Source organism: Burkholderia sp. Ac-20345, assembly GCF_017104825.1.
Classification (GTDB): Bacteria; Pseudomonadota; Gammaproteobacteria; order Burkholderiales; family Burkholderiaceae; genus Burkholderia; species Burkholderia lata_B.
The window spans coordinates 1-26,201 of the sequence record NZ_JAAGPO010000160.1 but is presented as its reverse complement, the minus strand read 5'-3'; the positions used below and the strand labels follow the sequence as shown (position 1 = coordinate 26,201).

The 26,201-nt window shown below is 67.2% G+C and carries 27 protein-coding genes; 12 read left to right on the top strand and 15 right to left on the bottom strand.

Annotated features, from left to right (window positions below):
• Window positions 1-286 (bottom strand): FAD-dependent oxidoreductase (locus G3O06_RS35630; protein ID WP_205818998.1); only part of this gene is annotated, 286 nt, incomplete at its 3' end.
• Between the two features lie 231 nt (window positions 287-517).
• On the opposite strand from G3O06_RS35630, the gene G3O06_RS35625 reads away from it, so the two are divergent.
• Entirely contained in the window at window positions 518-1,930 is a 1,413-nt protein-coding gene (locus G3O06_RS35625; protein ID WP_205818997.1) for a PLP-dependent aminotransferase family protein, read from the top strand.
• Between the two features lie 10 nt (window positions 1,931-1,940).
• Here G3O06_RS35625 and G3O06_RS35620 read toward each other — a convergent pair whose 3' ends face one another.
• Entirely contained in the window at window positions 1,941-4,118 is a 2,178-nt protein-coding gene (locus tag G3O06_RS35620; protein WP_205818996.1) for a DUF4132 domain-containing protein, read from the bottom strand.
• Between the two features lie 552 nt (window positions 4,119-4,670).
• Here G3O06_RS35620 and G3O06_RS35610 point away from each other — a divergent pair.
• Window positions 4,671-6,095 carry a PLP-dependent aminotransferase family protein gene (locus G3O06_RS35610; protein ID WP_175130470.1) on the top strand — a complete coding sequence of 475 codons (1,425 nt, stop codon included), beginning with the start codon at window positions 4,671-4,673 and terminating at the stop codon, window positions 6,093-6,095.
• 53 nt (window positions 6,096-6,148) lie between these two features.
• Here the strand turns inward: G3O06_RS35610 and G3O06_RS35605 are convergent, their stop codons facing one another.
• The 3 genes from G3O06_RS35605 to G3O06_RS35595 form a co-directional block, all read right to left on the bottom strand.
• Window positions 6,149-7,588 carry an MFS transporter gene (locus G3O06_RS35605; protein WP_205818995.1) on the bottom strand — a complete coding sequence of 480 codons (1,440 nt, stop codon included), beginning with the start codon at window positions 7,586-7,588 and terminating at the stop codon, window positions 6,149-6,151.
• 166 nt (window positions 7,589-7,754) lie between these two features.
• Window positions 7,755-8,906, bottom strand: coding sequence for a CaiB/BaiF CoA-transferase family protein (locus G3O06_RS35600; RefSeq protein WP_205818994.1), 1,152 nt, complete (start codon window positions 8,904-8,906; stop codon window positions 7,755-7,757).
• 7 nt (window positions 8,907-8,913) lie between these two features.
• On the bottom strand, window positions 8,914-9,855 hold the full coding sequence (locus G3O06_RS35595; protein ID WP_205818993.1) for a hydroxymethylglutaryl-CoA lyase: 942 nt from the start codon (window positions 9,853-9,855) through the stop codon (window positions 8,914-8,916).
• Window positions 9,856-10,002: 147 nt separating this feature from the next.
• Here G3O06_RS35595 and G3O06_RS35590 point away from each other — a divergent pair, with 147 nt between their 5' ends.
• The gene (locus G3O06_RS35590) at window positions 10,003-10,920 is read left to right on the top strand and encodes a LysR family transcriptional regulator (RefSeq protein ID WP_122950532.1); all 918 of its coding nucleotides are present in this window, start codon (window positions 10,003-10,005) and stop codon (window positions 10,918-10,920) included.
• Between the two features lie 74 nt (window positions 10,921-10,994).
• Here the strand turns inward: G3O06_RS35590 and moaD are convergent, their stop codons facing one another.
• From moaD to fdhD, 5 genes are all read right to left on the bottom strand, one after another.
• Complete coding sequence (gene moaD / locus G3O06_RS35585; protein WP_205818992.1) at window positions 10,995-11,252, bottom strand: molybdopterin converting factor subunit 1; 258 nt, start codon at window positions 11,250-11,252, stop codon at window positions 10,995-10,997.
• A gap of 56 nt (window positions 11,253-11,308) precedes the next feature.
• Window positions 11,309-11,878: a molybdenum cofactor biosynthesis protein MoaE gene (locus G3O06_RS35580; RefSeq protein ID WP_174969664.1), complete on the bottom strand. Its 570-nt coding sequence runs from the start codon at window positions 11,876-11,878 to the stop codon at window positions 11,309-11,311.
• Window positions 11,879-11,924: 46 nt separating this feature from the next.
• Complete coding sequence (gene moaA, locus G3O06_RS35575; protein ID WP_205818991.1) at window positions 11,925-13,049, bottom strand: GTP 3',8-cyclase MoaA; 1,125 nt, start codon at window positions 13,047-13,049, stop codon at window positions 11,925-11,927.
• Between the two features lie 208 nt (window positions 13,050-13,257).
• The gene (gene glp / locus G3O06_RS35570) at window positions 13,258-14,472 is read right to left on the bottom strand and encodes a gephyrin-like molybdotransferase Glp (protein ID WP_205818990.1); all 1,215 of its coding nucleotides are present in this window, start codon (window positions 14,470-14,472) and stop codon (window positions 13,258-13,260) included.
• On the bottom strand, window positions 14,472-15,350 hold the full coding sequence (gene fdhD, locus G3O06_RS35565) for a formate dehydrogenase accessory sulfurtransferase FdhD (protein ID WP_205818989.1): 879 nt from the start codon (window positions 15,348-15,350) through the stop codon (window positions 14,472-14,474). The genes glp and fdhD overlap by 1 nt, the downstream gene beginning before the upstream one ends.
• A 426-nt stretch (window positions 15,351-15,776) precedes the next feature.
• Here fdhD and G3O06_RS35560 point away from each other — a divergent pair, with 426 nt between their 5' ends.
• From G3O06_RS35560 to G3O06_RS35545, 4 genes are all read left to right on the top strand, one after another.
• The gene (locus tag G3O06_RS35560) at window positions 15,777-17,177 is read left to right on the top strand and encodes a cytochrome ubiquinol oxidase subunit I (protein WP_011349658.1); all 1,401 of its coding nucleotides are present in this window, start codon (window positions 15,777-15,779) and stop codon (window positions 17,175-17,177) included.
• Between the two features lie 3 nt (window positions 17,178-17,180).
• Window positions 17,181-18,188 (top strand): cytochrome d ubiquinol oxidase subunit II, encoded by a 1,008-nt coding sequence (cydB, locus tag G3O06_RS35555; RefSeq protein WP_205818988.1) that lies wholly within the window; start codon window positions 17,181-17,183, stop codon window positions 18,186-18,188.
• Window positions 18,189-18,374: 186 nt separating this feature from the next.
• Complete coding sequence (locus G3O06_RS35550; protein WP_205818987.1) at window positions 18,375-19,295, top strand: bestrophin family ion channel; 921 nt, start codon at window positions 18,375-18,377, stop codon at window positions 19,293-19,295.
• Window positions 19,296-19,555: 260 nt separating this feature from the next.
• A complete protein-coding gene (locus G3O06_RS35545) occupies window positions 19,556-19,942 on the top strand; it encodes a VOC family protein (protein ID WP_174969670.1) in 387 nt (128 codons plus the stop codon).
• 26 nt (window positions 19,943-19,968) lie between these two features.
• On the opposite strand, the gene G3O06_RS35540 is transcribed toward G3O06_RS35545, so the two are convergent.
• From G3O06_RS35540 to G3O06_RS35530, 3 genes are all read right to left on the bottom strand, one after another.
• Window positions 19,969-20,409, bottom strand: a complete 441-nt coding sequence (locus G3O06_RS35540) for a nuclear transport factor 2 family protein (protein WP_174969671.1) — start codon at window positions 20,407-20,409, stop codon at window positions 19,969-19,971.
• A 129-nt stretch (window positions 20,410-20,538) separates the two neighbouring features.
• Window positions 20,539-20,889, bottom strand: a complete 351-nt coding sequence (locus tag G3O06_RS35535) for a DUF1493 family protein (protein ID WP_205818986.1) — start codon at window positions 20,887-20,889, stop codon at window positions 20,539-20,541.
• Window positions 20,889-21,353 carry an STM2901 family protein gene (locus tag G3O06_RS35530; RefSeq protein ID WP_174998422.1) on the bottom strand — a complete coding sequence of 155 codons (465 nt, stop codon included), beginning with the start codon at window positions 21,351-21,353 and terminating at the stop codon, window positions 20,889-20,891. Before G3O06_RS35530 ends, G3O06_RS35535 begins: the two co-directional genes overlap by 1 nt.
• Window positions 21,354-21,777: 424 nt before the next feature.
• Between G3O06_RS35530 and G3O06_RS35525 the strand changes: the two genes are divergently transcribed.
• The gene (locus tag G3O06_RS35525; RefSeq protein ID WP_205818985.1) at window positions 21,778-22,191 is read left to right on the top strand and encodes a VOC family protein; all 414 of its coding nucleotides are present in this window, start codon (window positions 21,778-21,780) and stop codon (window positions 22,189-22,191) included.
• A gap of 111 nt (window positions 22,192-22,302) precedes the next feature.
• Here G3O06_RS35525 and trpS read toward each other — a convergent pair whose 3' ends face one another.
• Together trpS and G3O06_RS35515 are read right to left on the bottom strand one after the other, a co-directional pair.
• Entirely contained in the window at window positions 22,303-23,316 is a 1,014-nt protein-coding gene (trpS, locus tag G3O06_RS35520; RefSeq protein ID WP_205818984.1) for a tryptophan--tRNA ligase, read from the bottom strand.
• A 211-nt stretch (window positions 23,317-23,527) separates the two neighbouring features.
• Window positions 23,528-23,683, bottom strand: coding sequence for a hypothetical protein (locus G3O06_RS35515; RefSeq protein ID WP_174969675.1), 156 nt, complete (start codon window positions 23,681-23,683; stop codon window positions 23,528-23,530).
• A gap of 468 nt (window positions 23,684-24,151) precedes the next feature.
• Here G3O06_RS35515 and G3O06_RS35510 point away from each other — a divergent pair, with 468 nt between their 5' ends.
• From G3O06_RS35510 to G3O06_RS49325, 4 genes are all read left to right on the top strand, one after another.
• Window positions 24,152-24,799: a hypothetical protein gene (locus G3O06_RS35510; RefSeq protein ID WP_205818983.1), complete on the top strand. Its 648-nt coding sequence runs from the start codon at window positions 24,152-24,154 to the stop codon at window positions 24,797-24,799.
• A gap of 81 nt (window positions 24,800-24,880) precedes the next feature.
• Window positions 24,881-25,213 carry a RebB family R body protein gene (locus G3O06_RS35505; RefSeq protein ID WP_174950012.1) on the top strand — a complete coding sequence of 111 codons (333 nt, stop codon included), beginning with the start codon at window positions 24,881-24,883 and terminating at the stop codon, window positions 25,211-25,213.
• Between the two features lie 187 nt (window positions 25,214-25,400).
• Window positions 25,401-25,757, top strand: coding sequence for a RebB family R body protein (locus tag G3O06_RS35500; protein WP_174973447.1), 357 nt, complete (start codon window positions 25,401-25,403; stop codon window positions 25,755-25,757).
• A 183-nt stretch (window positions 25,758-25,940) separates the two neighbouring features.
• Window positions 25,941-26,201 (top strand): RebB family R body protein (locus G3O06_RS49325; RefSeq protein WP_241020410.1); only part of this gene is annotated, 261 nt, incomplete at its 3' end.

Below are 26,201 nucleotides of genomic sequence, written 5' to 3'. Positions count from 1 at the left end.
ACGCGAGCAGGTACCGCGCGAGCCACGGCGCGCCGTGCAGCAGGTACGGCCAGCGGATGCGCAGCGGGCTGTCGGCGGCGAACAGGAAGTGGGGCATGTCGCGGAACACCGACGGGCCGTTCACCGGCACGCAGCCGTACGGCGCGAACGTCGCGGCATTGCCGAACGACGCGCCCTGGCCGACGCCGTCCGGATCGAACAGCGTCACGCGATGCCCGTCGCGCTGCAGCCATGCCGCCGCGCCGAGCCCGATGAAGCCTGCACCCACGATGGCGATATTCGCCATGACGCATCCCCTCCGGTCTGCATGATTCACACAAAGTTGAGATAAAGAATCACACAGTAATTTTTTGTGTGCAATCAAAATGAGATTGTGTGGCGCCAGTGTTTACCCGATTCCAATCGACTGATTCAACAGACATTTCGGCTGACGTTTGACGGGCAGGGGATGTCGGCTACAATCGCTGGGCAGGTCAAAATGGCAGACAAACGCTTTTTGTGTGGTCACGGGCGACAAATGGCATCAGACAAACTTTCCGGCGAGCGCGATAGCAGCCTGCCGGCGCAGGCGAAGCGGCCGACTTATGTCGAGGTATCGAGCTCGATCGAGGAGGAAATCCGCAACGGCACGTATCCACCGGGCAGCCGCCTGCCGCCGCAACGCCAGCTCGCGACCGAGCTCGGCATCAACGTGTCGACCGTGTCCCGTGCGTACAAGGAATTGCAGCTGCGCGGCCTCGTGATCGGCAGCAAACGCCGCGGCTCGCTCGTCACCGGCGGCGCGATGCCGAGCATCGAGCCGGCCCGCGCGTCGCTTGCAGCGGGCAACGGCGTGATCGACCTGACCGTGAACCGTCCCGCGACCGGCGAATTTCTCGCGAGCCTCGCGCAGACGTTCGGCACGCTGCCGAACGATCCGCGTTTCGCCGCGCTGCAGGAGTACCAGCCGCCCCAGGGCCCCGACTGGGCGCGCGCGGCCGGCGCACAGTGGCTCGCCGCGCCGGGCTTCACGCCGTCGCGCGACCAGGTGGTCGTCACGAGCGGCGCGCAGCACGGGCTGTACGCGGTGCTGAACAGCCTGATCGGCACCGACGGCGTGATCGTGGCCGATCGGCTCACGTATTACGGGCTCAAGGCGCTCGCGCCGGTGTTCCAGTTCGAGATCGTCAGCGCGCCTGCCGACGACGACGGCCTGCTGCCCGACGAGATCGAGCGGATCTGCCAGCGCATGCCGGTCAAGGCGATCTTCGTCGTACCGAACCTGCAGAACCCGACCGTGACGACGATGAGCCTCGCGCGCCGGATGGCGCTCGTCGACATCGCGCGGCGTCATCACGTGACGATCATCGAGGACGACGTGTACGGCCCGCTCGTGCGCGACCGGCTGCCGGCGATCGCGGGGCTGTGCCCCGAGCTGACGTTCCATATCGGCGCGACGTCGAAGATCCTCGCGCCGGGGCTGCGCCTCGGCTACCTGAGCTGCCCGCGCGACAGCGTCGCCCTGTGCGCGGAGGCGGTGCGCACGACTGCATGGATGCCGGCCCCCACGTCGATGCTGATCGCGACGGTGTGGATCGAGGACGGCACCGCCGAGCGGATCATGGCCGCGCAACTCGCGGAGATCCGCGCGCGGGTCGATCTTGCAAGGGAACTGCTGCCGGCCGGGCAGCTGAAATCCGATCCGGCGTGCATGTTCGTGTGGCTGCGCCTGCCGCCGCCGTGGCGGGCCGACGACTTCGCCGCGAATGCGAAGGCACGCGGCGTGATCGTGATGCCGTCGTCGACGTTCGCGGTCGATCGCGCGGAAATCGAGCACGGCGTGCGCATCAACCTCGCGTGCCCGGCCACCCGCGACGAGCTCGTCAACGGGCTGCGGATTCTCGCCGGCACGCTGAAGGACCGGCCGCGCGCGCTGTTCGGTTCGATCTGACCGCCGCCGCTCAGTCGAGCAGCCCCGCGACGATGTCGACGATCCGCTGCAGCAGCGCTTCGTCGTAAGGCAGCCACGGCACCGCGCGCAGCGGCGACGGCGGCGGCTCGATCGCGGGTTCGACGGGTTCGCCGTCGCGCATCACGCGCCCGGTCGCGCAATGCACCGACCACGCGCCGACGCGCACATGGCGTTCGTCGATCGTCATCTTCCCTTGCGCCAGCGGCCCGGCGAACACGAGCGACAGCACGTGCCGGCGATGCCGCGCCATCGTGCCAAGCGGCACATCCGACAACCGGTTCAGGCGCTGCCCGCGTTCCGCTTCGCGCTCACGCTGGCGCACCGGGTCGACCGTGAGTGCCGCGGCCGCCGCGCGGGTCGCATCGTCGTCGAGCGCGAACGCGGCGACGCTGACGAGCAGGTCGACCGCACGCGCCACTTCCGAGAACACGACGCGATCGATCTCGCCGATCGGCAGCGGCACCCAGTGCCGGTCGTGCCGGCGCTCGACGTGCAGCCGGCGCGACGTGCCGTGGCTTTCCGAGCCCGGATAGAGCCGCGCATCGACGAAGAAGGTCGCGCGCACGTCGCCGAATTCGCGGACGAGCCCGTCGTCGTACGCGTGGATCGACCAGCCTTCGCGGCGCGCGACGCCGAGCAGCGGCCGGCTCGACAGCACGTGGCCTTCGAACATCGCGGAATCGCTGGCCGCTGCGTCGCCGTCGGCCGGCACGTAGTATTCGCGGAAGGCCTGCCTGACCGGCTGCCGCAGCGTGCGGCCGACGATCGCGCGCTGCCACGCGAGCCGTTCGTCCGCGTCGGCCAGCAGCGGGTGCCATAGCCGGATATCGCTGTCGCCGGCGACGTCGATCGCATGCCCGGCCGCATCGCGCAGCACGACCTTGCCCTTCGCGATGTCCGGCATGAACGACTGCGTCGAGCCATCGGGGCCGCGCGCGTGCCAGATCGTGCGCGCGGCGAATGCGGCACCGGCCGGCGCATCGACGAGACGCTCGCGCCATTCGGCATGGCCGAGCGTCATCGACTGCCAGAAGCCGGCTTCCATGCAAGTGGCAAGCATCGCGAGCTGCTTCTTGTCGGGCTTTGCGTCGAGCGTCATGCGCAGCGCGGTGTGCGGTCGCTCGCTGAGCGCACGCTCGGCCGGTTTCAGGTTGCGCGCGAGCTTCTTCTGCACGCCGGCATGCCGCACGATGGCGAGGGCCTCGCGCAGCGCACGCACGCTCTCGGGCGTGGGGATCGTCTCGACCGCGTGGCCGAGCGCGATCGCGAGCGACTGGGACGGCGCGGTTTTCGCGGCCGTCGGCGCGACGCACACGCCGGTCAGCAGCGGCCCGATCAGCGGGCGCAGCCACGCTTCGTCGCGATAGGCGGCCACCCGCGCGGCGCGCGCGACGACCTGCGCGTCGTCGGTCGTGAACGCGCGATCGGCTTCGTATGGAACGGCGCCCGCATGGAGCGCCGCGACCTGCTGCGCGGCTTCGGTCAGCGCATCGCGCGCGAACGCGATGTACGCGGCGTCTTCCGCGAGCGTGACGGCCGGATCGCTGACGTCGAGCCACAGTCGCCTCGGCGCGAAGTAGCCGTCGTTCGTTGCGGCCAGCGCGAGCAGCGCGGCCGGCCCGAGTTCGGGCAGCACGTCGAGTTCGCGCACGCGAAACGGCGAATCCGCCAGCACTTGCGCATACGCGTCGCGCCGCGCCGAGAAGTCGCGGCGGCCCGCGAACCGGTCGAGTGCATACACGCCATACGTGCTGGACGCCGTGTGCACGCCGCCTTCCTCCGGTTCGCTCGCGATGCGCGCGAGTTCCGCCTGCAGTACCGGCGACGGCAGCGCGTCGAGGCAGGGCAACTCACCGAGCGCGCGTTTCCACCCGCCGGCGGGGATGTCGCGGAACAGTTCGAGCGCGGCATCGGCGTCGACGAGCGGCACGAGTCCGAGTGCATCGATCTGCCCGTGCAGCCAGCGTGCGAATTCGGCGCGCGGATCGCCGAATGCGCGGTCGCGCAGCATGATCTCGTGCTCGACACGGCGCAGGGCTGGCCAGACTGCGCCGAGCGTGTGCGCGTCGAGTGTCGACAGGTCGATCGGCGCGCCGGTGAAGCGCGGATGGTCGGCGCGGCCGGTCAGCCGCGCGACGAGCTGGTCGACGAGGGCGCGATCAGTCATCCGCGGCCTCCTTGTCGGCGGCGTCGTTCTGGCGCCATTTCTGTATGTTCCGGGCGGCGCGGATCATGCCGCCGAGGGGGGATGCCTGTTCGATCGTGTACTGCATGGTCTGACTCCGGCAGTGAAAACCGTGCGGGCGCACAGTATTGCACCCCAATTGACGCAACCCCGCGAAAGGCCGTGCGGCGGGCGTTCCGGGCCGATCCGGCCGCGCCGCACCACGCTTCCGGCCGCCCGGCCATTTCATAAGACGTACAGTTCTCCCACCATGCGCGATTGGCGCCGAACTGTACTCTTGTTCGCGTGGTCGATGTGTGTACTCGCCGCCAACTGTTCTGCTCTTAAGATTCCATCATCAAGTGCACAGTGCCGCAGATCCAGTCGTTCCGGAACCCTGTTGGCGCATCTTCAAGAGAGAGCCAGTGCGATGGAAAAGGCAAAACCGGAGGGAAAGATCAGGAATCACGACGGCCCGGTCGGCGGGCGAAACACGTGCGTGTCCGACGCAAACGGCAGGGCAGCACGGCTGCACGGGCCGGCGGGAGGCGCGCGATGAAACTCTATGAAAAACTCGCGGATGACATCGAGCGCCTGATCCGCCAGGGCGTGTACCGGCACGGCGACCGGATTCCGTCGGTGCGGCAGGCGAGCCAGCAGCACCGGATCAGCATCACGACCGTGCTGCATGCATATCTGCTGCTGGAAAGCCGCGGGCTGCTCGAAAGCCGGCCGCAGTCGGGCTATTTCGTGAACCTGCGGCGCGACGACGGCCATGCGCCGGTGCGCGAGTTGCGGCCGTCGAAGCCGATCGCGATCTCGTCATCGGTCGACGTGAGCCGGCTCGTGCTGTCGACGCTGCGCTCGATCGGCACCGACGACGCGGTGCCGCTCGGCTCGCCGTATCCGGACCCGAGCCTGTTCCCGTTCGAGAAGCTGAACCGCTACGCGTATGCCGCTGGCCGCGACAAGTCGCTGTGGGGCGTGACGGACGGGCTGCCGCCCGGCCATCCGCGGCTGATCCGGCAGATCGCGCGGCGCTACCTGGAAAACGGGATGTCGGTGGACCCGAACGAGATCATCGTGACGGTCGGCGCGACGGAGGCGATCAACCTGTGCCTGCAGGCCGTTGCGAAGCCGGGCGACACGATCGCGGTGGAGTCGCCGACGTTCTACGCGATGCTGCACGCGATCGAACGGATGGGGATGAAGGCGATCGAGGTGGCGACGCATCCGGAATACGGGATCGACATCGCTGCGCTGGCCGCGATCGCGAAGTCGCAGCCGATCGCCGCGTGCATGGTGATGCCGAACTTCCAGAACCCGCTCGGCTTCCAGATGCCGGACGAGCGCAAGCGCGAGCTGGTCGAGTTCGCCACGAAGGCCGGGATGCCGCTGATCGAGAACGGCGTGTACAACGAACTGTATTTCGGCGATGCGCATCCGAGTTCGCTGAAGTCCTATGACCGCAGCGGGATCGTGCTGCACTGCTCGTCGTTCTCGAAGAGCCTGACGGCCGCGTACCGGATCGGCTGGGCGCTGCCGGGCCGCTATCGCGACCAGGTCGAGAAGCTGAAATTCCTGAACACGCTCGCGACGCCATCGTTGCCGCAGCTCGCGATCGCGGAGTTTCTCGAACGCGACGGCTACGAGCATCACCTGCGGCGCCTGCGCAAGGCGTATGCGCAGCAGGCGAACCTGATGCGCGCGATGGTGTCGCGGTTTTTTCCGGAGGGCACGCGCATTTCCAGCCCGGCGGGCGGCTACGTGCTGTGGGTCGAGCTGCCCGCGCAGGTCGACGCGATGCGGCTGTACCAGCTCGCGCTGGAGCAGGGGATCACGATCGGGCCCGGCTACATGTTCTCGATCACGGACAGCTACCGGAACTTCATCCGGCTGAACTACAGCAGCCCGTGGTCGCCGGAGATCGAGCAGGCGGTGATCGCAGTCGGAAAGCTGGCCGCGGCGTGCATGCGGTAGAAGGGGGCGTTCTTCCCTGGCGCCGTCCGGCGTAACCCGGACGGTTCCAGGCGTCAGCGATTGAGCTCCTCGAGCCGCACGCCGTTGGTCCTTGGGCCGAACGCGCCGATGACGACCACCACGACCAGCATGAACACTGTGATCCCGGTGAACACGCCGGGAACGCCGAAATCCTTCAGCAACGCCGCGATGATGAAGCCCGACATCATCGCGCCGGCGCGGCTGGCCGAATATGCGATGCCGCTCGCGCGGGAGCGCACCTCGGTCGGGAACAGCTCGCACTGGTATGCGTGATACGCGACCGAGATCGTCTGCCCGGCGAGGCTGATCAGCACGCCGAGCACGATGAGCGGCACGACGGTCTTGACCTGCGCGAACGCGAGCCCGCAGACGATCACGGCCAGCGCACCGCCGACGATCAGGTGCTTGCGCTGGATCCGGTCCGCATAGCGCATCGCGAGCAGCGGCCCGGCCGGCATTGCGAACGCGATGACGAACGCATACAGCAGGCTCTTCGTGACGGTGATGCCCTGGCCGATCAACAGTGTCGGCACCCAGTTCGCGAATCCGTAATAGCCGATGGCCTGGCAGAAGTTGAACGCGACGAGCATCAGCAGACGGGCGCGATAGGGCGCGCGCCACAATGCCGCGAACGCCGCGCTGCGCACTTCAGGGGCTTCGCTCGCCGGTGCGGGCGGCGGCAGCGGCATGCCCGACTCGCGCTCGGCGATCGCTTCCATCCGGCTCACGATCCGCTCGCTTCGTTCGGCATCGCCGTGCGCGGCCAGCCACCGCGGGCTTTCGGGCACCGCGCGGCGGATGAACCAGACGATCACGGCGCCGGCCGAGCCGGCCAGCACCACGATGCGCCAGCCGTCGAGCCCGAACACCGTCGCGGGAACGAGCCACCACGACAGGATCGCCGCGACCGGTGCTGCGGTGAACATCACCACCTGGTTGAACGCGATCGCGCGGCCGCGCATCTGCTGCGGGACGAGTTCGGTCACGTAGGTGTCGATCGTGACGATCTCCAGCCCGACGCCGATGCCGGTGATGAAGCGCCACAGCAGCACGCCTTCGGGCGTCGTCTGGAATGCCATGATGGCCGAGCCGATCGAGTACCACAGCAGCGAGTACGTGAAGACGGCGCGGCGCCCGTAGCGGTCCGGCATCCAGCCGAAGCCGAACGTGCCGACGAACAGCCCCGCGAAGGTCGCCGCGATGAAGGCGGCGATGCCGGTGAAGCCGAAGAATGCCTGCGTGGTGGTTTGCAACAGGCCGCTTTTGGCCATGCCCGGCGCGATATAGCCGGTAAAGATCAGGTCGTAGACTTCGAAGAAGCCGCCGAGGGAGATCAGCAGCACGAGCATCCACTGGTGCCGGGTGATCGGCAGCCGGTCCATGCGCGCGGAGATGTCCGCGCCGGCGCGGATGCCGGCGCGGACCTGCGGCGTATCGAGCGGGGCGCCGCCCGCGGTGACGGTCTGATGCATGGGTTGTCTCCTGATCCTCTGACGGGCGGCATGCTTCTTCGAGCTGCCTGCCTTGAAAACGGTTATAGGCGAGCGCGATGTGGACGGGGCGCCGAATTCATGGCGGCGCGCGGCCGGGCCTGCTTCGACGCCGGCCGGCTGTTGCCGGACCGGCATCGGCTGCCGCTCATGCGACCGCGCGGCGTTTCAGCCGTGCCAGCACTTCCTGCGTGTGCTCGCCGACGCGCGCGAGCGCCTGGCGCACGCCGGGCCGTCGTCCGCCCATCGTGATCGGCAGCAGCACGACATCGGTCGTGTGGCCGTCGTCGGTCTGCATCGGCACCAGTCCACCGCTCGCTTTCAGGTGCGGATCGTCGAGCAGTTGCTCGGGACGGACGATCGGCGCATACGGAATGCCGGCCGCTTCGAGTTTCGGCGACAGCTCGGCGGCGCGGTGGTCCTTCAGGATCGCGCCGAGCCGTTCGAGCAACCGCGGCCGCACGGCGACCCGCTGCGCGTTGGTGGCGAACTCCGGTTCCGCGGCGAGCCCGGGGCACGCGAGCACGTCGCACAGCGTGACGAACTGCCGGTCGCTGACCGCGCCGATGAACAGCTGTTCGCCGTCCGCGAGCGTGAACACGTCGTAGACGCTCCACGCCGACACGCGCGCCGGCATCGGCGGCGGCGGTTCGTGCGTCATCGCGTACTGCTGCATGTGCTGCGCGCACAGAAACACGCAGTTCTCGAACAGCGCGCTCTGCACTTCCTGCCCGCGGCCCGTGCATTCGCGTTCGCGCAGCGCGGCGAGCACGCCGATCGCACCGAACATGCCGCCCATGATGTCGTTGACCGACGTGCCGGCGCGCAGCGGCCGGCCGACCGGCCCCGTCATGTACGACAACCCGCCCATCATCTGCACGACTTCGTCGAGCGCGAGGCGCCGGTCGTACGGGCCGGGCAGGAAGCCCTTGTGCGTCACGTAGACGAGCGCCGGGTAGCGTGCCGACAGCGTGTCGTAGTCGAGGCCGAGCGTCGCCATCAGGCCGGGCCGGAAATTCTCGAGCATCACGTCGCAGGTGCCGATCAGTTCGACCGCGGCCGCCTTGCCTTCGGGCGTATGGAGGTCGAGCACGACGCTCTTCTTGTTGCGGTTGAACGAACGGAAGAAGCCGATGCCGAGGCCGGGCAGGTTGCGCGTCTTGTCTCCGCCGGGCGGCTCGATCTTGATCACTTCGGCGCCGAGATCAGCGAGGATCATCCCGCATGTCGGCCCCATGACCATGTGCGTGAATTCGATGACGCGAATGCCGTCGAGTGGAAGTCGGGTGTCGTGGTTCATGATGGATTCAGACGGTGGTGGTGGCCGCGGCGGCGTGGGTGGGCGGCAGGCCCGCGCGCCACAGCGCGCCGTGCAGCGTTTCGCCGTCGAGCCAGCTGGCGACCTTCGCGCGCAGCGTCAGCAGCGCGGCAATGTCGATGCCGGTTTCGATCCCCATGTCGGCGAGCATGAACGCGAGGTCTTCGCTCGACGCGTTGCCGCTTGCGCCGGGCGCATGCGGGCACCCGCCGATGCCGGCGAGCGTCGCGTCGAAGCGGGTGACACCCGTTTCGAGCGCCGCGTACACATTCGCGAGCGCGAGGCCGCGCGTGTCGTGAAAGTGGCCGCACCAGAAGCGCTCGCCCGCGGCGGCGCGCGCCTTGCCGAACAGTTCACCGACGGCGGCCGGCCCCGCGTAGCCCACCGTATCGGCGATGCTCACGCGGTCGGCGCCGGCATCGAGCAACGCATGCAGGTAACGCAGCACCGCGGACTGCTCGACGCGGCCCTGGATCGTGCAGCCGAACGCGGTGCCGATACCGCCTTCGATCAGCGTCTTCGAGCCGGCCGCATCGCGCGCGGCGCGGATGCGCGCAACTTCAGCGACGACTTCGTCGGGTGTCTTGCGCAGGTTCGCGATGCTATGCGCGCGGCTCGCCGAGAGCGGCACCAGCATCAGGTCGGCACCTGCGTCGATCGCGTGTTCCGCGCCCTTGAGGTTCGGCACCAGTACCGACACGCGCAGCCCAGGCAGCGTCTTCGCATACGACACGAGCTCGGCCGTATCGGCCAGTTGCGGGAGCAGGCGCGCGGGCACGAACGATCCGACCTCGATTTCGCGCTGACCGGCCGCGTACGCGTCGCCGATCCACTCGATCTTGTGTTTCGTCGGAAGAATGCGCGGGATGCTTTGCAGCCCGTCGCGCAAGCCCACTTCGCGTATGACTGCATGTTGGGGGAACGACCGCATGTCGCTTGTCTCCGTTGATTTCGCCCGTGTCGATGCACCGGCGTCGTGCTAACTTTAGACATTCCTGATGGACATTGAAGCGGTATTTCGGAACCGCCAGGTTTCCGAAATGGAATGTCTGAATGCTTGATTGCCTGGAGACGGCGGATGCGCGACATCGACCTGAAAACGCTGCGGCTGCTGGTGGCCGTGTGCGATCACCGCAACATGGCGCGGGCGGCGGAGGCGGTTCATATCGAGCCGTCGGCGATCAGCAAGCGCATCGCGCAACTCGAAAGCGACCTCGGCGTGCCGCTGCTCACGCGCTCGCGGCGCGGCGTCGAGCCGACGGCCGCGGGTAATGCGTTGCTCGAGCACGCGCGCAGCGTGCTTTTCACGATGGAGCGCATCGCGAGCGATATCGCCGCGTTCGGCGGCGGGCTGAAGGGGCGCGTCAGCATCTGCGCATCGGCGTCGGCGATCGCGGAGGCACTGCTCGACGACATTTCGTCGTTCATGCGCGAACCGGCCAACGAGAACATCCGGGTCGACGTGGAAGAGCGGTTGTCGTCCGAACTCGTGCGGCAGTTGCGCGAAGGCGCGGCGAGCGTGGGCGTGTGCTGGGACAACGTCGATCTTCAGGGCCTGCAGCATCGGCCATATCGGCAGGACCGGCTGGCGCTGGCCGTGCATCGCGATCATCCGCTCGCGAACGCGCCGTCGCTGAGCTTCGAGCAGACGCTGGGCTACGAGCATGTCGGCCTGCTGCCGACGACCGCCGTTCACACGCTGCTGCAGCGCGCGGCCGCCGATGCCGGCACGACGGTGTCGTATCGCGTGATCGTGTCGGGTTTCGATGCCGCGTTTCGCGTCGTCGCGGCCGGGCTCGGGATCAGTGTCGTGCCGATGGAAGTGGCCGACACGTATCGGCCGGTGTTCGGCATCAAGGTGATCCCGCTGGTCGATGCGTGGGCGAAGCGCCGGTTCGTCGTCTGCTTCAGGAGCTTCGATGCGCTGCAACCGGCCGCGCAACGGATGGTCGACTATCTGTCGAGCCGGGCCGCGATGCCGGCTGTGAGCGGCTGATACGCAACGCCAACGCGTGCGAACGGTGACGGGCGATCGATGTCATGCCGGATTCCTTCCGGCTCGTCGTGATGTCAGCCGCCCGTCACCGGCGGGAAAAACGCCACTTCGCTATCCTCCCGCACGACGAATTCCCCCGTCACCATCTCGAGATTCACGGCGGCCCGCACGGGCCGGTCCATCCGCAGCGCTTCCGCGCTGCGCGCGTCGCGTGCGGCCAGCGTGTCGCGCAGCGCGTCGACGGTGAGTTCGCGCGCAGCGATCTCGACGATTTCCTCGTCGAGATCGAGTTGTTCGCGGATGCTTGCAAAGTATTTGATCGTCAGTTTCATCGCGATGTCTTGAAAGGAATCACTCGGCGGAATCGGAGCACGCGCAGCGCATACGCTCAGCCCCAGCGCCGCATCGCCTGGTCGTCGTGCGCTTTCGCCTCGACCCAGCCGGATACGCCGTCGTGGCGGATCTCCTTCTTCCAGAACGGTGCGTGGGTCTTCAGGAAGTCCATCAGGAATTCGCACGCATCGAACGCGGACCCGCGATGCGCGGCGGCCACCACGACCAGCACGACCGCCTGGCCGAGCGGAATGCGCCCGACGCGATGCACGATCTTGATCGTTTCGAGCTGCCAGCGCGCGCTGGCTTCCTCGACGATGCTCCACAGGGCCTGTTCGGTCATCGTCGGATAGTGCTCGACCTCGAGCGCGATCACGTCGTCGACGTCGCCCTCGTTGCGCACGACACCGAGGAAATTCACGACCGCGCCGACATTTGGATTGCGAACGATCGGCGCGAGCTCGGCGCCGGCGTCGATCGACGCGTACTGCACGCGAACTTCGAAGCCGGCGGCAATCGATGGTGGCGGCTCGGGGTGCGGCTCGGTCGCGTTGTCGGGAGCGGTGCTGCCGGCGTGCAACGGATCGTCCGGCAGCCCGGCACGGGATTCGGTGAAAGTCGTCATGACGATTCTCCTGTAGGCGGTGCGTCCTGGGTCGCGCGGCGGCCCCTCAGCCGCCGACCAGCGACATGCGCACGGTCGGGTAGGTCTTGCCCGGCGCACGGGCAGGCCGTGCGGCCCGGCGCTCGGAATAGCGGTCGTCGCGGTGCGTCCAGCGATCGCGCACGGCGGCGGCGAGGTCGGCGCTCGACGCTGTGTCGTCGAGCCACGGCCGCAGGTCGGTGCCTTGCGTCGCGAACAGGCACGTGTAGAGCTGTCCGTCGGCCGACACGCGGGCGCGAGAGCACGTGCCGCAGAACGGATGCGACACGCTCGCGATGAAGCCGACTTCGCCCGCGCCGTCGATGTGCGCGCAACGGATCGCGGTCGCGTCGTGCCCCGGCTCGCCGACGAGCACGAGCGGATAGTGTTCGTCGATCAGTTCGCGCATCCGTGCGGCCGGTACGACCTTGTCGCCGGACCAGAAGCTCGCGCCGCCGACGTCCATGTATTCGATGAAGCGCACGGCCACGCCGGTATGACGGAAGTGCCGCACGAGCGGCAGGATCTGGTCGTCGTTCGCGCCGCGTTCGATCACCGCGTTGACCTTGACCGGCGCGAGCCCGGCCGCCTGCGCGGCCTCGATGCCGTCCAGCACGCGCGACACGGGCACGTCGGCATCGCTCATCCGGCGGAACACCGCGTCGTCGAGCGCATCGAGGCTGACTGTCACGCGCGACAGGCCCGCGTCGCGCAGCGTGCGCGCCTTCGCGGCCAGCAGCGAGCCGTTGGTCGTCAGCGCGATTTCGACGGGCTTGCCGTCGACGGTCGTCAGTGCGGCGAGGCGTTCGATCAGCGCTTCGAGGTTGCGGCGCAGCAGCGGCTCGCCGCCCGTGATGCGGATCTTTTCGACACCGAGCGACGTGAACGCGCGGGCGATCTTTTCCAGTTGCGCGAACGACAGGCGCTCGGACGACGGCATGAATGCGTAGTCGGAGCCGAAGCTTTCGCGCGGCATGCAGTAGCCGCAGCGGAAATTACACTGGTCGATCACGGACAGGCGCAGGTCGCGCAACGGGCGGCCGAGCGTGTCGGACGTGCGGGGGAAAGCGCCGGGCGATGCGCCGCCGGAAGGTGCGGCAGCGGCCGGCGCGGCGGAAGCGATGGCATTCACGATCGGTTCGTCGGCCTGCAAGAAGTAAGCGGTGGGGCGTCGCCGGTCGGCCGTGCGTGTGCGGATGTGCAGGCGCACGGCGCGTGACGAGCCTCTTCGTGAGGATAGTCCGCCGGGTTTTTCCGGCAGGGACACAATCGCGCCCGAATTGCAGGAATACAGTTCGCCGAGCGGCCAGCGTGGCCTGCGCGGCGAAGGGCGCGGATCGGACGGGTGTCCGGCGTCGCGTTCATGCGAGCCAGTGCGCGAATTCGTAATACGGTACCGCGTCGCCGCACACGATGCGCTGCCCGGCCGGTAGCCGGGCCAGCCCGGTCGCCTGCACGAGCGACTGCAGCGTGCCGGCGCCTTGCTGGCGCAGCGTGTCGAGGGCGGGCGTGCCGTCGAGGCCGACCGTGCAGTGCACACGCACGAAGCGCTCGCGCTGCGCATCCGATTCGAAGTCGGCGTCGATCGGCAGCGACGGCACGATCGGCAGGCGTGCATTGCGCCCCTGCAGGCGGCGGATCAGCGGCGCGACGAACAGCGCGAACGCGGTCATCGCGGCACCTGGATTGCCGGGCAGCAGCACCACCGGTTGCGTGTCGAACCGCGCGAGCGCAACTGGCTTGCCCGGCTTCATGCGTACGCCGGTGACGATGAACGATGCGCCGAGCGCGTCCAGCGCGGGACGCAGCAGATCCTTGTCGCCGACCGACGCGCCGCCGACGCAGATCACCAGGTCGCAGCCCGCGTGCAGGTCGCGCAGCGCACGATCGACGGCCGGCGCCGTGTCGGCCGCATGCAGGCTCATCGCGACTTCGGCGCCGGTTCCCGACACCAGCGCGGCGAGCATCGGCGCATTGCTGTTGTAGATCTGTTGCGGCGCACGCGGCTGGCCGCACGCGACGAGTTCGTCGCCGGTCGTCAGGATGCCGACGCGCAGCGCCGGGCGCACGTCGACGCGCGCGAACCCTTGCGCGGCGGCCACGCCGACATGCATCGCGCCCATGCGTACGCCGGCCGGCACGAGCAGGTCGCTGGCGCGCACTTCCTCGCCCCGGCGGCGGATATGCGAGCCGCTGCGCTGCGGCGCGTCGAACGCGACCCAGCCGTCCTGCTCGCGTGCGTGCTCCTGCATCACGACGGTGTCCGCGCCGGGCGGAATCACGCTGCCGGTGAAGATGCGCGCGGCCGTCCGCGGGGCCAGCGGCACCGGCGTGTCGCCCGCATAGCAGCGCTGCGCGACGTGCAGCGGCTCGCCGTGCGCGAGATCCGCGTGACGCACGGCGTAGCCGTCCATCGCGCTCTGGTCGGCCGGCGGCTGGTCGAGCACGGCGGTGAGCGGCGCAGCCAGCACGTGGCCGGCGGCTTCCACAACCGGGATGGACGTGGTGGCCGCAAGCGGCGCGAACGCGCTCGCGAAATGCTGCTGCGCGGTATCGAAATCGGTCAGGGGTTTCATCAGGAGAGAGCCGGATGCGCGGGCGCAGGCGCCGGTTGGTCGGGGTGACAGGGGTGAGCGGCGGCGGGCGACACGTACTCGACGAAGCCGTCGTTGCGGCAGAAGCCGACCAGCCGCACGCCGGCTTCGCGGGCGACGTCGATCGCGAGCGACGTCGGCGCCGAGATCGTCGCGATCATCGGGATGCCGACCCGCGCGGCCTTGCGCACCAGTTCGTAGCTTGCGCGGCTCGACAGGAACACGAAGCCCTCGTGCAGGTTTGCGCGGCGCCGCGCGAGCCGGCCGATCAGCTTGTCGAGCGCGTTGTGGCGGCCGACGTCCTCGAACACGTCGAGCACGGCGCCGTCGCGGTCGCACCAGGCGGCTGCGTGGATGCCGCCCGTCTCGCGCATCAGCGTCTGGTGGGCCGGCAACTCACGCGCGGCGCGTGCGATTGCTTCCGCACCGATACCGGCGGCCGTGCCGGCCGCGGCGATGCGCGGCGGGTGCAGGTCGAGCTGCGCGATGCTTTCGATCCCGCATACGCCGCAGCCCGTGCGGCCGGCCAGCGCGCGCCGGTGCGCCTTCATCGCCATGAACGCCTGCTGCGACACGGTAAGCCGCACTTCGGCGCTGCCGGCCCGGCATTCGCTTTCGATGTCGAACACGTCCGACGCGCGCTCGACGATGCCTTCGCTCAGCGCGAAGCCGAGGCCGAACACGTCGAGGTCGATCGGGGTCGCCATCATGACCGTGTGCGCAATATCGTTGAACACGAGTGCAACCGGCGTTTCGTCGACGACGCGGTCGACGGTGTCGCACGCGTCGCCGGCACGGTGGCGTGTCACATGACACGCGGTGCTGCCGGTCGGATCGTCGCGGCGGATGCAGGACTCCATGCGGTTTTCTCCAGTCGGGTCGGCCGGCGGGCCGGCCGGGTCGGGCGCGGGCGCCGGACCAGGGGAATCGATGCTGCCGGGCGGGCGCGGCCGAGGGGGCGCGCCGAGGCCTCGGGCAGGCGTTTCATGGGATGTTAAGGGGGATGACGGGCGCACCGGATGCACAGCGCCGCAACGCGGAAAGCAGTACAGCTGACCATCCCGCAGGCACGAAATGTGTTTTCCGTACACACATCTTTGGCAGCGGAAGCAGCACAGTTTCAACGCACGTTCGAACGATTGCGAGTATCGTTGCAAACGCGATATCGTCATTCACGCTTCGATGCCATGCGAGTGACCGTTTGTGTTCGCATGTGTTGTCGCCAAGCCGTCGCGCGATTTCCTGCTTCGAGCGTACGTCCTCACAACTACGAGCAAATTACGGTCATGGAAATCTTCGATGCGTTCCATCTCGCCCGATTGCAATTCGCGTTCACGGTGTCGTTCCACATCGTGTTTCCCGCGATCAGCATCGGTATGGCGAGCTTCCTGGCGGTGCTGGAATGGCGCTACCTCGTCACCGGCGATGCCGCCTACAAATCCATGTTCCAGTTCTGGTCGAAGATCTTCGCGATCGGCTTCGGGATGGGCGTGGTCTCCGGCGTCGTGATGGCGTACGAGTTCGGCACCAACTGGGCCGGCTTCTCGCGCGTCGCGGGCAACATCACGGGCCCGCTGCTCACGTATGAAGTGTTGACGGCGTTCTTCCTCGAAGCCGGCTTCCTCGGCGTGATGCTGTTCGGCTGGCAGCGCGTCAGCCCGCGCGCGCACTTCTTCGCGACGCTGATGGTCGCGGTCGGTACGCTGATCTCGACGTTCTGGATCCTCGCGTCGAACAGCTTCATGCAGACGCCGCAGGGCTACAAGATCGAGAACGGCCTCGTCGTGCCGGTCGACTGGTTCAAGATCATCTTCAACCCGTCGTTCCCGTACCGTCTCGTGCACATGACGATCGCGGCGTTCATCGTCGCGGGCTTCATCGTCGCCGCGTGCGGCGCATGGCACCTGCTCAAGGGGCGCCGCGACGAGCCGGTGAAGCGCAGCTTCTCGATGGCGCTGTGGATGCTGCTGGTGCTCGCGCCGATCCAGATCGTCGTCGGCGACGCGCACGGGCTGAACACCCGCGAATACCAGCCGGCCAAGATCGCGGCGATCGAGGGGCTGTGGGAAACCGAGAAGGGCGGCACCGCGCTGAACCTCTTCGGGCTGCCCGACATGCAGGCCGAAACCACGCGTTATGCGATCCAGGTGCCGCACCTCGGCAGCCTGATCCTCACGCACAGCTGGGACGGCGAGATTCGCGGGCTGAAGGAATTCCCGCCGCAGGATCGCCCGTATTCGCCGATCGTGTTCTGGACGTTCCGGATCATGGCGGGCCTCGGGATGCTGATGCTGCTCACCGCGCTGCTCGGGCTGCTGCTGAGAAAGGGCGGGCGCCTGTATGAAACGCGCTGGTTCCAGTGGTTCGTGGTGGCGATGGGGCCGTCGGGCATCCTCGCGCTGCTGGCCGGCTGGATCACGACCGAGGTCGGGCGGCAGCCGTGGACTGTCTACGGCGTGCTGCGCACCGTCGATTCCGTCGCGCCGCTCAGCGCGCAGCAGGTCGGCGTGTCGCTGCTGATCTTCGTGGTCGTGTATTTCCTGGTGTTCGGAACGGGTATCTACTACATGATGAAACTGATGAAGCGCGGGCCGGCTGCGCAGGCCGGGTATATCGAGCTGCACCGGCATCCGGGGCTGCGCAAGAGCGCGCTGTCCACGCCGCTGAACGTCACCGAAGCGGAGTAAGCCATGCAAATCGATCTTCCTGTCATTTGGGCCGCGATCATCGGCCTTGGCGTATTCATCTACGTGATGCTGGACGGCTTCGATCTCGGCATCGGCCTGCTGTTTCCGTTCTTCGATGCGAAGGCCGAGCGCCAGGTGATGCTCGACACCGTCGCGCCGGTGTGGGACGGCAACGAGACGTTCCTGGTGCTCGGCGGCGCGGGCCTCTATGGCGCATTCCCGGTCGTGTATTCGACGCTGCTGCCGGCGAACTACCTGCCGCTGGTGCTGATGCTGGTCGGGCTGATCTTCCGCGGTGCGGCGTTCGAGCTGCGCGCGAAGGCCACCCGCACGCAACACATGTGGGATCTCGCGTTCATCGGCGGCTCGGCACTCGCCGCGTTCTGCCAGGGGATCGTGCTCGGTTCGCTGCTGCAGGGCATCAAGATCGAGAACAACCAGTTCGCGGGCGGGCCGTTCGACTGGCTGTCGCCGTTCAGCCTGCTGTGCGGGATCGGCGTGCTCGTCACGTATGCGACGCTCGGCTGCGGCTGGCTGATTTTGAAGGTGGACGGCGAACTGCAGCGCAAGATGCGCCTCCTGATGAAGCCACTCGCGGGCGTGCTGCTCGCCGTGATGGGCGTGGTCAGCCTGTGGACCGTGATCGGGCTGCCGGCCGTTGCGCACCGCTGGTTCGGCAGCGGCAACCTCGGCTGGTTCCTGCCGGTGCCGGTCCTCGTCGTCGCGTGCGTGTGGGGCATCTTCCACACCGTGAAGCGCGAGCACGAGGCCACGCCGTTCCTGCTGACGCTCGCGCTCGTGTTCCTCGGTTACACGGGGCTCGTGATCAGTATCTGGCCGAACATCGTGCCGCCGTCGCTGACGATCTGGGACGCCTCGTCGAGCCCTTCGAGCCAGAAGTTCGCGCTCGTCGGCACCGTGATCGTGCTGCCGATCATCCTCGTGTACAACGCGATGCAGTACCGCGTGTTCCGCGGCAAGGTGCGCGAGGGCGACATCGGCTATCACTGAGCGGCTTTCACCGAACCCCGCACGATGTGACGGGCGCGGCGGGTGCAGTGGGCGCGGGCGTATCATCACGCGCAGCGCGGCACCCGTGCCCGGCACTCACCCGACAGCGGCCCGCCACGCGCGGGCCGTTGCGCATCGGGCGCCGGCGCGCCGTTTGATGCACCCCCAGGCAGTCGAGAAAACACCATGATCGTCCGACCACAACAAAACTGGCTCAGGATGCTGTTCGTCTGGAACGGCTCCGTGCTGCAATCGATCATTCCGCAGCTCGTGTTCATGGCGATCGTCAGCACGCTGGCGGTCTTCACGAACGGACGCATCTTCGGCGAGAAGATCCCGCTCAACACCGCGCCGTTCACGCTGTTCGGGCTCGCGCTCGCGATCTTCCTCGGGTTTCGCAACAACGCGAGCTTCGAGCGCTTCAAGGAGGCGCGGCATCTGTGGGGCAACCTGCTGATCGCGGCGCGTACGCTGACGTCGCAGTTCAATCGCTACCTGCCCGACAGCGTGAGCGATGCGGAGCGCAACCGGCTCGCCGACCTGCTGATCGCGCTCACCTATGCGCTGAAGCATCAGCTTCGTCATACCGATCCGACGGCGGACCTGCAGCGCATTCTCGGGGCGGAGCGCACGGCTGAGCTTGGAGGCAAATGCTTCAAGCCCGTCGCGATCCTCGACGAGCTGCGCGGCGGTATCGTCCGCGCGCTGGGCCGTGCGCCCGGTAGCGACGCGACCTGCTGGATGTTCGAGACGCAACTCGATGAGGTAGGCAAATCAGTTGGTGGTTGCGAACGCATCCTGTCGACGCCGATCCCGTTTTCGTACAGCGTGCTGCTGCATCGCACCGTGTATGCGTATTGCGTGTTGCTGCCGTTCGGCCTCGTCGATTCGACGGAGTTCTTCACGCCGCTGATCTGCGTGTTCATCTCGTACACGCTGATCGCGCTCGAAGCGATCGCGAGCGAGGTGGCCGAGCCGTTCGGCCTCGCGCCGAATGCGCTGGCGCTCGATGCGATGACGCGCACGATCGAGCGGTCGGTGCTCGAACTGGGCGAACGCCCGATGCCGGAGGAGTTCGTGCCGGCGTCGACGTACCAGATCACGTAGGCGGGGGCGCGTCGCAGCGCTATATCGATTTCGAGCAGGCGCCGGGCGGCAAGGTCGGGCAGGTCGTGCGCTTCCCGCACGATCCCGACAGCTATGCGGTGATCGCCGACGACTTCGACGGCTACCTGCGCAAGCTGATCGACGGCGGTTATGCGTTTGTCATCGATTTCGACGAAGAATAGCGGCGGGGCGAGGCCCGTGATCGATGCGGCGTGACCGCGCGAGCGGCGGTGCCTGCTGCAATTTCAGGAGAGGTTGAAATGCGAATCTACGTGACGAGTATCTTTGTCGACGACCAGGACAAGGCGTTGACGTTCTACACCGACAAGCTCGGGTTCAAGCTGAAGAACAACGTGCCGGTGGGCGAGTACCGCTGGCTGACCGTGGTGTCGAAGGATCAGCCGGACGGCACCGAGCTGCTGCTCGAGCCGAGCAACCATCGCGCGGTCGGGCCTTACAAGCAGGCGCTGTACGAGGACGGCATTCCGGCGGCATCGTTCCAGGTCGACGATCTCGATGCGGAGTTCGCGCGGCTCAGGGATCTCGATGTCCGCTTCACGCTGGAGCCGATGGACGCGGGGCCCGTGCGCGTCGCGGTCGTCGACGATACGTGCGGGAACCTCATTCAACTGATGCAGTTGAAGTGACTTATTGCGCCGCGCGGGGCGCTCGCTCAGCGCACCGCGACCGGTGGCGCATGGTGCATCCAGCTGCGCTCCTGCGTGCGGCTCCGGATGCGCCACCCGCATTCGGTTCGCACCAGCAGGTCGCGATACCAGAGCCCGACGAAGCACACGCGATCGTCGCCGGCTTCATCGGCCGAGATCATCATCGCCTGGCCGGCGGTTCGCGCGGTTGCGGCGTCGCCGTCGACGATCAGCAGCGCCGTCGAGATCGTATGCTGCGTGCCGCGCAATGCCGACGTCACCTGTTCCAGATAGGCGGCAATCTCCGCACGGCTGCCGGCCGGACCGCCGAAGGCCGTGTAGTCGAGGTTCGCATTGGCCGCGAAGAGGCGCTCGAATTCGTGCCAGTCGTGGCGATCGACGGCGTGGCAGTAGCGGGTCAGCAGATCCTGGATCTCCATCCGGTCGATCGTTTCCTGTGGCGTCATGGTGTCGTGGGTTGGGGGATGACGGGGAAACGATAGCGGGGGCGTGCGGGGGCGGCATCGGCGGAGTGGACTAAGGGCCGGCAGAGATTGACGACCGGTCGCGCAAGTGCGGGTGGCTGCCGGTGCCGATCATTCCTTGATCGCGTCGGCGTCCCACTTGCCCAGTGAGACGGCCTTGCACAGCATGCTGACGGTCAATGCCTCCCGTTCGAATGTATGGGGTTTCCTGAACAGGTACTTGCGCACGATGTGATAAAGGATCCCTTCGCCCTCCATCAGGAAGTAACGTCCGAAATCGTAGTCGCCGCGATCCACCTCGAATCGGGTGAAGAATCGATCCATGAAGATGTCCGCATCGTCTCCGGTTTGTCCGAGATCGTCGGATACGGACGTACTCCCGGTAATCCGGCGCTTGCTCGATACGGCTGCTTCCTCGCGAACGAATGCTTCCAGTCGTTCCCACAATTGACGGTCGTCCATTACAGAATCCTGTCCTCCGGTTTTGCAATCTGGTTGTACCGGGAAACGGTGTTCCGGACAATATGGAAGGCATCTTTGGCGAGCAGAACCCAGCCGACGCCCGGCACGGTCCGGCCAACGAACACTGCAAGACGATGAGTCAGGATCACACGCAGATTCTTGATGCTTTGTAGCGTGACGGTCGGTAGTACCTTGCGTTTGAATTCATGCCGGAATACCGATCGTGCCATCACGGATGCGACGGAGGTGCCTTGGGTCGCCCCGAGCGGTTTGGCGCGGGTCGGAAGGATCGGCAGGCCGGAAAGAATCAGAATAACGGCTTCCACATCGTCTATTCCGGCTTGTTTGCGCGTTTCGTCGGCGGCAATCAGGAAGAATAGTTCGGTCGGACTCAGGTTTTGCTGGTTCTGGTAGCGATAGGTATTCACTCGGTGCCCTCGAGGTGCAGGCGAAACGAGCCGCATGTGCTGCATGTCTCGCTTGCTGTCTTTGTTATTGGTGGGGCACGTTAGCGAGACCGTCGCTGCAGGTCAATTTCGGAAAGAGGGAATGCGTGCGGCTTGCGATGGCTCGCGCGCTCGAGCGAAGGCTGCCTGATGGCCTGCGTTTGCAGTGCCGTCACCGACGAGCGGTGTGGAGGCCGTCAAGGCACGCGCCGTTTCTGCAGCGACGGATGGCTTGAATCGAAAGGTTTCCAAGTGTCGCTGGCCGTGTTCCGGACCGAAGCCTGCCTTGAAAGCGGCTTCGTGCTGCATCTGTGTGGGCGCGCAGTGAGCCGAAGTACTGACCGACATGCCGCGTGGTCGCACGGGCGCCAGGAAAGATGGTCGGTCGGACGGAAACGGGCACGCTTGTGTAGACTCACGCTCATTCAATGGAGCAAACATCATGCAACTGCTTGATCACGTGTCAATCAGCGTGCCGGATATCGAGCTGGCGCGCCCGTTCTACGATGCCATCATGGCCGCGCTGGGCGCAGCCAAGGTCTATGACCGGCCGGCCGCGCTCGGCTATGGCGAACGCTGCAATGCGAACGACACCGCATCGACGTTTCTGGCGGTCTATCTGGATCCCGCCGAAGTCGGCGTGAGCAAGCGGCACTGGTGCTTCAAGGCCGCGAGCCGCGAGCAGGTGGATGCGTTTTTCGAGGCCGGCCTGGCGACGAGCGGGCAGTCCGACGGCGAACCCGGCTTGCGGCCGCATTATCACGGCGACTACTACGGCGCGTTTCTCGTCGACCCGGCCGGCAACCGGGTCGAGGCTGTGTGCCACGCGTCCGTGCCGGCGCACGCATCGCGATGAAGTGGCAGTGGCATCGACACTCGCCCACGTACGTGATGCAGTGATCGCCGCGCGCCGGCGCGATACCGACCGGCGCGCGAAGCACATTCTCGCGTGCTCTGCCGGCGCCGCTCAATCGAAGTAGTTCAACCCCATCGCCCCCTTCACCTCCGCGAGCGTCGCGCCGGCCACGTCCCTTGCGTGCATCGTGCCGCGCTTCAGGATCGCCATCACTTCGGCCTTGTCGGCCTCGAATTCGCGGCGGCGCGCGCGGATCGGTTCGATCAGCGCCTGCAGCCGCTCGTTCAGCACGCGCTTGACGACGCTGTCGCCGAGCCCGCCGCGACGGTAGTGTGCTTTCAACTCGTCGACCTTCTGCACGTCGGGTTCGAACGCATCGAGGAACGTGAACACGACGTTGCCCTCGACCTGGCCGGGATCGCTCACGCGCAGGTGGTTCGGGTCCGTATACATGTCCTTCACGGCCTGCGTGATCTCGTCCGGCGTCGAGCCGAGCGTGATCGAGTTGCCGAGCGACTTGCTCATCTTCGCCTTGCCGTCGATCCCCGGCAGCCGCGTGACCGGCGACAGCACGGCCTCGCATTCGACCAGCACGGGCTGCTCGACGGTCGCGTTGAAGCGGCGCACGAGTTCGTTGGTCTGCTCGATCATCGGCAACTGGTCGTCGCCGACCGGCACGTGCGTTGCCTTGAACGCGGTGATGTCGGCCGCCTGGCTCACCGGATAGGTCAGGAAGCCGGCCGGGATGTCACGCTCGAAACCGCGCAGGCGGATCTCTTCCTTGATGGTCGGGTTGCGTTCGAGGCGCGCGACCGTGACGAGGTTGAGCAGGTATTGCGACAGTTCGGCGAGCTCGGGCACCTGCGACTGCACGACGATCGTCGAGATCGCCGGGTCGATGCCGACGGCGAGATAATCGAGCGCGACTTCGATCACGTTCTCGGTGACGCGCTGGCGGCGGCCCATGTTGTCGGTCAGCGCCTGTGTGTCGGCGAGCAGCAGGAATTGTTTTGCTTCGTGCTGCATGTGCACGCGGGCGCGCAGCGAGCCGATGTAGTGGCCGAGATGCAGCGGGCCGGTCGTGCGGTCGCCGGTGAGGATGGTCGGGCGGGTCGGGTGGGTCATGTTGGTCGTTGCTCCGGGTTATCGAAGCCGCCAGCCATGGTGTCTGCGCAGAAACGCAAATGCCGCCATCGCTGGCGGCATCACGTTTGGGACATGCAAAAGGAAACGGGCCGCCTGGGTCAGGCGCGCCACCAGCAATGCACGTTCGGCGAGGCGGGTTGGGTTTCCATCGCGTGAGTATAGCGTAGTGCGTGCCGGACGGCCGTGCGCGTCAGCGGATCACCGACTCCATCGCGAGGTACGCGGTTTCGGCCGAAGGCCACAGCAGGTACAGCAGGCCGGCCATCAGCAGCAGCGCGCCGGCACGTGCGAACGGCGTGCGGTCTTTCTCGCGCGAGGGGCGGGTGGGCGGCTTCGAGTTCTTCATGCTTGCTGGCGCACGAGGCGCCACTCCAACGGTTGCTGCAACGGGTCGGGTGGGCGACGCCGGGGTGTTGCGGGGTTCGACGGGGGGCTGTGGGGCACCGCGTTGCCTGGGCGGGACGGCACGGATGGCGGGTCGCGGCCCATTAAAAGGGATCGATCGGGTGTCCAGTGTCCGCTTTCCATGCCGAGGCGACCGGCATCCTACCAGTTTGGCGGTGTGGGCACAGTCAAGAATTGTCGGGGATGGGGGCGGCCGGAGGAGGCATCTCCGATTTCACAATCTCGTCTCACGGTTCGTCCCTACAGCGGTCCTGCCGAACTTTCCGGCAAGGCCGTCGCACGTCCATTTCCGGGAGAACACCATGCGATATCCATTGCCGCCTGCCGACCAGGGCGCCTCCGTGCTGCGTCCGTCCGCCCCCCAACCGCACGCACCGGCGCCGCGGGCGGACATCGAGGGGAGTAAGCCATGAGCCACGAAGCACTCGACCCGCTGCTGCGGCAGTTTGCGGAGAAGCGACTGGGGCGGCCCCTCGCGCCGGCCGAAGAACAGGCGCTGCTGGAGCAACTGCCGGGCAGGAGCGGGAACCCGTCAGCGCCGGCGGCGGGCACGGCCGTGCCGGCGCCGGCGCCCGCCGCGAACCGGCCGTTGCCGCAGTTGAAAACCCGGCAGGAGGCGCGCGAACAGATCAAGCATTTCCTGCAGCTCAACCAGCAGAAGGCGTACGAGAAGATGCGCGGCATCCTGCAGACGATCGACACACAGAACGAGACGACCCTCGGCATGCTGGCGTCGGAACAGCGAAAAGTGTCGGGCGTACTCGACGCGCACGAGCCGCCGGGCGATACGCAGGCATCAGGCGCGACCGAGATCCAGGACAGCACCCGCGAGGCGCTGGCGATGATCGGCGAACAGCTGACTGGCCTGATCCGGCAGGAAATCGACGCGTGCTTCCGGCAATACGTCGATTCGCTCGCCGAACGGCTCATCGCAAGGCTCGACGCGATGGACGACCGGTTGCGAAGCGTCGGCGCTGCCCCGGCCGAACCGTCCGAACCGACCGCCGTCGTCACCGCTGCCGTTCACGATACCTCCGGCCAAGCGTCCATGGAGTAGCACGCGGGTTATTCGGCAGAAAGCGAAACCGGCCGGCCCCCGATGTGCGACCTCTCAACTACGTGAACCAAGGAGCAACAAATGGCTGATACGTGTCAAGTGTGCCAGGTCAATCCCGCGATTACCGATGCGGTCACACAGGTCAACGTCAAGGTGGTCGCGGAAGCGCCGGCAATGGCGATGGGCTCGCTGTACCAGGCCCAGAGCCATTCGCTCAGCATCCTGTTCGAGAACGCGGTGCAGCAGCAGTCGCAGGCGGCCATCCAGTCGCAGACGTCGACGAACGTGGGGACGATGCAGCTCTACACGATCGGGCCGGAAAGCGCGGGAGCGGCCGCCACGGAAATCGGCGCGAACGGGATCATCTCCATTCTGGCCGACGTGATCGCAATCGGGAAGGCAGTCAAGGCCTGACGCGCCATCGCAACGCCGCGGTTGAGCGGCGGCGCAAGCGGCGGGAGCCGCCAATGCCGCCGCCGCGCCGCGGACCCGCATGGCCGCCGGCGCCTGAACAGCGGTGCCGCGTGGTGTTCCGGAGCAAACGACAGAACGGGCAGAGCCGATTCGATGCGGCGCCTGTTCGCGAATCAGGAGAAATACGATGGCAGATGGCGCAAACGACTCGAAAGACCCCTGCAACTGCAAGACGTGCGCGGTGAACGCCGCGATCACCGACGCGGTCACGCAAACCAACGTCAAGGTGGTTGGCGAAGCGCCTGCGATGGCAACGGGCTCGCTGTACCAGGCTCAGAGCCATTCGCTCAGCGTGCTGTTCGAGAACGCGGTTCAGCAGCAGTCGCAGTCGGCGGTGCAGCTGCCGACCTCGACGAACGTGGGCACGATGCAGCTGTACACGCTCGGGCCGGCGAGCGCGGGGGCCGCCGCGACGGAAATCGGCTCGAACGGTGTGCTTTCCGTGCTGGCTGATGTACTCGCGCTCGGCAGGGCGCTTGCCTGACGCGTAGCCTGGCGTCGACGCCGGGCGGCGGCCCCGATCGGTGGCTGCCGCCCGGCGCCAGACGTCGTGTCGACGCCCGCGCAGGCGGGCCCCGGCGGCGGCATGCGGCATGCATCGCCGACCGACCCACTCATGCTTTCGCCGTGACAGCGCCGCAGCGGCGAGCCAACCAGGAGCAACGACATGCCGGAACAGGTTTCCCCCGCGGTGACCGACGCGGTCACGCAAGCCAACGTCAAGGTGGTGGGCGAGGCGCCCGCCGTGGCCTTGGGCACGCTCATGCAGTCGAACAGCCATGCGTCCGCGATCCTGCTGCACAACGCGCTCGACCTTGCCGCGCGGCCGCTCGGCGGCTTCGAAGCGGCAACCGCCGGCTTCACGCTGTTCGCCGCGCCGCTCAGCCGTGTGCTCGATGTCGAACTGAGCGCGCTCGAGGCGCAGGGG

Bases quoted from the DNA above. Each gene is read 5' to 3' on its own strand.
- G3O06_RS35625 (WP_205818997.1), top strand. From the start codon at position 518: ATGGCATCAGACAAACTTTCCGGCGAGCGCGATAGCAGCCTGCCGGCG.
- G3O06_RS35620 (WP_205818996.1), bottom strand. From the start codon at position 4,118: ATGACTGATCGCGCCCTCGTCGACCAGCTCGTCGCGCGGCTGACCGGC.
- G3O06_RS35610 (WP_175130470.1), top strand. From the start codon at position 4,671: ATGAAACTCTATGAAAAACTCGCGGATGACATCGAGCGCCTGATCCGC.
- G3O06_RS35605 (WP_205818995.1), bottom strand. From the start codon at position 7,588: ATGCATCAGACCGTCACCGCGGGCGGCGCCCCGCTCGATACGCCGCAG.
- G3O06_RS35600 (WP_205818994.1), bottom strand. From the start codon at position 8,906: ATGAACCACGACACCCGACTTCCACTCGACGGCATTCGCGTCATCGAA.
- G3O06_RS35595 (WP_205818993.1), bottom strand. From the start codon at position 9,855: ATGCGGTCGTTCCCCCAACATGCAGTCATACGCGAAGTGGGCTTGCGC.
- G3O06_RS35590 (WP_122950532.1), top strand. From the start codon at position 10,003: ATGCGCGACATCGACCTGAAAACGCTGCGGCTGCTGGTGGCCGTGTGC.
- moaD (WP_205818992.1), bottom strand. From the start codon at position 11,252: ATGAAACTGACGATCAAATACTTTGCAAGCATCCGCGAACAACTCGAT.
- G3O06_RS35580 (WP_174969664.1), bottom strand. From the start codon at position 11,878: ATGACGACTTTCACCGAATCCCGTGCCGGGCTGCCGGACGATCCGTTG.
- glp (WP_205818990.1), bottom strand. From the start codon at position 14,472: ATGAAACCCCTGACCGATTTCGATACCGCGCAGCAGCATTTCGCGAGC.
- fdhD (WP_205818989.1), bottom strand. From the start codon at position 15,350: ATGGAGTCCTGCATCCGCCGCGACGATCCGACCGGCAGCACCGCGTGT.
- G3O06_RS35560 (WP_011349658.1), top strand. From the start codon at position 15,777: ATGGAAATCTTCGATGCGTTCCATCTCGCCCGATTGCAATTCGCGTTC.
- cydB (WP_205818988.1), top strand. From the start codon at position 17,181: ATGCAAATCGATCTTCCTGTCATTTGGGCCGCGATCATCGGCCTTGGC.
- G3O06_RS35550 (WP_205818987.1), top strand. From the start codon at position 18,375: ATGATCGTCCGACCACAACAAAACTGGCTCAGGATGCTGTTCGTCTGG.
- G3O06_RS35545 (WP_174969670.1), top strand. From the start codon at position 19,556: ATGCGAATCTACGTGACGAGTATCTTTGTCGACGACCAGGACAAGGCG.
- G3O06_RS35540 (WP_174969671.1), bottom strand. From the start codon at position 20,409: ATGACGCCACAGGAAACGATCGACCGGATGGAGATCCAGGATCTGCTG.
- G3O06_RS35535 (WP_205818986.1), bottom strand. From the start codon at position 20,889: ATGGACGACCGTCAATTGTGGGAACGACTGGAAGCATTCGTTCGCGAG.
- G3O06_RS35530 (WP_174998422.1), bottom strand. From the start codon at position 21,353: ATGCGGCTCGTTTCGCCTGCACCTCGAGGGCACCGAGTGAATACCTAT.
- G3O06_RS35525 (WP_205818985.1), top strand. From the start codon at position 21,778: ATGCAACTGCTTGATCACGTGTCAATCAGCGTGCCGGATATCGAGCTG.
- trpS (WP_205818984.1), bottom strand. From the start codon at position 23,316: ATGACCCACCCGACCCGCCCGACCATCCTCACCGGCGACCGCACGACC.
- G3O06_RS35515 (WP_174969675.1), bottom strand. From the start codon at position 23,683: ATGAAGAACTCGAAGCCGCCCACCCGCCCCTCGCGCGAGAAAGACCGC.
- G3O06_RS35510 (WP_205818983.1), top strand. From the start codon at position 24,152: ATGAGCCACGAAGCACTCGACCCGCTGCTGCGGCAGTTTGCGGAGAAG.
- G3O06_RS35505 (WP_174950012.1), top strand. From the start codon at position 24,881: ATGGCTGATACGTGTCAAGTGTGCCAGGTCAATCCCGCGATTACCGAT.
- G3O06_RS35500 (WP_174973447.1), top strand. From the start codon at position 25,401: ATGGCAGATGGCGCAAACGACTCGAAAGACCCCTGCAACTGCAAGACG.